Below are 2,553 nucleotides of genomic sequence, written 5' to 3'. Positions count from 1 at the left end.
TTACCAGTCGGCGTAAGGTATCAGCGGCTGCGGCGGTAAATCCATGTCGCCCTGCCATCCGGCGGCGGAATACCGTACATAGAGCAGGAAATGGCTGGGCGCATAATCTTTCGCCTGCTGGATATCGATTGCCGTACCGACAAACCAGTTGGATGTGACGCGGCGTTCAAGTAATGCCCGCGCCGTGTAGCCAAAGCCCTGACTACTGCCACCGTCGTTGGTCTGGCCGGCTGCATCGTCTTTCCAGTCAGTCGGGATCAGGTTCATCAGCGGATAACGCGGCATGGTTTTGGTTCGTGAATGCGACCACGAGCCAGACGCCCCCAGCTCCCACGACCAGTTTTCCGTCCGCTCACGCCACATCACCGGTACGGCAAACGACAGGTATTCCTGCGGGCTGTAGTAACCGCCCTGACCGAGTGAGTACCCACTCAGGTCTTTGTCGTAATGCCAGATCATATTGTTCAGACCAATGGTGACGCGGCGATTGTTCTGGTTGATGACTTTATAGTAATAGCCCGTCATCCAGCGCACGCGCCAGTTATCTTCAACATTTTTACCGGTTAACTGGTCGCCGCTAAGCGATGCCCAGACGCCGTTCGCTTCACCTTTATCGTAGCTCAGGCTTAGCCCCACGCCATCAGCACGCACGCCGCCCCATTTTTTCCCGGTGTTGCCCGGGGAGTCTTTTTGCCCGCCAAAGGCCAGCAAGGAACTGGAGATGGGGCGACGATGGGCGTTAATGGTGTAACCAAGCGGCCCCACGTCGTCGCTGTAACTGATGCCGCCAACGACATCCACCACGTTGAAGCCCATCGGCGTGGTGCCGATATCCCAGCTCCAGACGTCATTGCGCCAGCCGACAGCAACGCTGGCACCGGAATCCGACTGACTGCGATTGCCGCTACAATCCTGTAACGTACAGGTGCCCCAGTTGTTATCCCATTTACCCTCAGCGTCGGCGGAGAAACTGCCAACGTTCATATTGACGAAATCACTGCGGAAGAACATTCGCCCGTCGGAATACGGCGCATCCACCTGCAACATGGTGGTGTGCGCTTTCAGATCAGAATAGCCACCAGTACCGCTCGAACCCCAGTAATCATGTTCGAGGGTGACGTTGAGATCCTGCTGACGATAGAGATCCGCCGCATCGCTGCGCACGCCGCGTTTCAGCCAGTCGTCCTTCTCGTCATTGCGGGTCAGACGGGTAAAGGTGTCGTTATCCTGCGGACGCGTTGTCGCCACACCGGATGCGACCATTGCGTCTTTGTAGGTTTCCAGCGCCTGCTGCGGTTCCCCCGCCTGCGCTTCAAAACTCGCGCCATCGCGCAGTACCATCGCGCTTTCCATCGACGGTGGTTGAGATTTTGCCTGTGGGATCAGCCTGTTAAACGTCTGCTGCGCCGCCGCGGTATCGCCAAGCTGTGCCTGCACCAGCGCCACACGCCGTTGCGTGTTCAGCGACGCGTTATCGGTGGCGGGCAGTTTCGCCAGTTGGCTGCGCGCTGCCGCTTTGTCGCCTGCAGCAATATCCACTTCCGTCAGGCCAAGAATGGCGTCGATGTTATTCGGCTCGCGCGTCAGGACATTCTGATACGCAGCGCGGGCGGCTGTGTAATCACGCCGTTGCTGCGCCCAGTCGGCCAGCGTGAGGTCAATGCGCGTGGAAGGTGGTTGCTGGCGCAGCATCGCTTCCGCTTCGGCCTCTTTGCCGCTTTCCCGCAGACGGTTAGCGGTTTCCAGCACTTGATCGCTTTGCAGCCGATTAACCAGCTCCTGAATATTGCTGTTCCACTGCGCGCGCGGCAGGCTGTTGATATGCGCCAGCGCCGCCCGCTCCTGATCGTGACCGGAGAGATACAGCCCGTAAGCGTAAACCTGCTCCGGATCGTCTGGTTTCTGCTGTGCCAGATTGCGCATCAGGGTATCGGCCTGGCTACGTTGCCCGGCCTGCCAGAGATCCTGCGACAGCCGGTAAGTAACCCATACACTGCCGGGATCCAGCGCCAGCCGTTGCCGCTGAAGCGCTGCCGCCTGCGCCCATTTGCCCTGATTTTCCAGTGCCTCCGCCTGCTGTGCCAGACGATCGTTTTGCAGGCTGCGTTCGATGTCATCAACGCTGCGCCGCTGGCTGGCCGGGAGCGAGGCAATAAACGCTTCGGCTTTTTCCGGTGACTGCTGGCGATAAATATTCGCCAGTCCGCGCACGGCGTTGGTGTTGCTGCTGTCCATGCGCAGCGTCTGCTGATAATAACGTTCCGCGGCGGGGTAATCTTTGCGCGCCATTGCCACATCACCCAGTCCCAGCACTGCATAGCTGTCGGCGTTATCAACACTGCGCACCTGCCGGAACAACCGTTCGGCCTGCTCTGGATTATTGGCTTTCAGCGCAGCATCACCCTGCTGGATCGCCAGCCAGTAGCGGTTCACTTTCAACAGGCTGTTCCACTTGTCATTGTTGCTGCTGTGCGGGTCCAGCGCGAGGGCTTTTTCCAGATTCACCACCGCATTCGCGCGATCGCCTTTCTGGGAATACGCCTGGCCCAGCGC

The 2,553-nt window shown here is 59.1% G+C and carries 1 protein-coding gene; it reads right to left on the bottom strand.

Annotated elements, in window-relative coordinates; translation table 11 throughout:
* On the bottom strand, positions 1 to 2,553 hold a 2,553-nt coding region (gene bcsC, locus C7B16_RS24010; RefSeq protein WP_107180273.1), incomplete at its 5' end, for a cellulose synthase complex outer membrane protein BcsC.

It is taken from the genome of Escherichia sp. 20412-1, from assembly GCF_003027595.1.
GTDB lineage: Bacteria > Pseudomonadota > Gammaproteobacteria > Enterobacterales > Enterobacteriaceae > Escherichia > Escherichia marmotae.
Note: the sequence above shows the minus strand (reverse complement) of the source record. Positions and strands in the feature narration are given on the sequence as shown.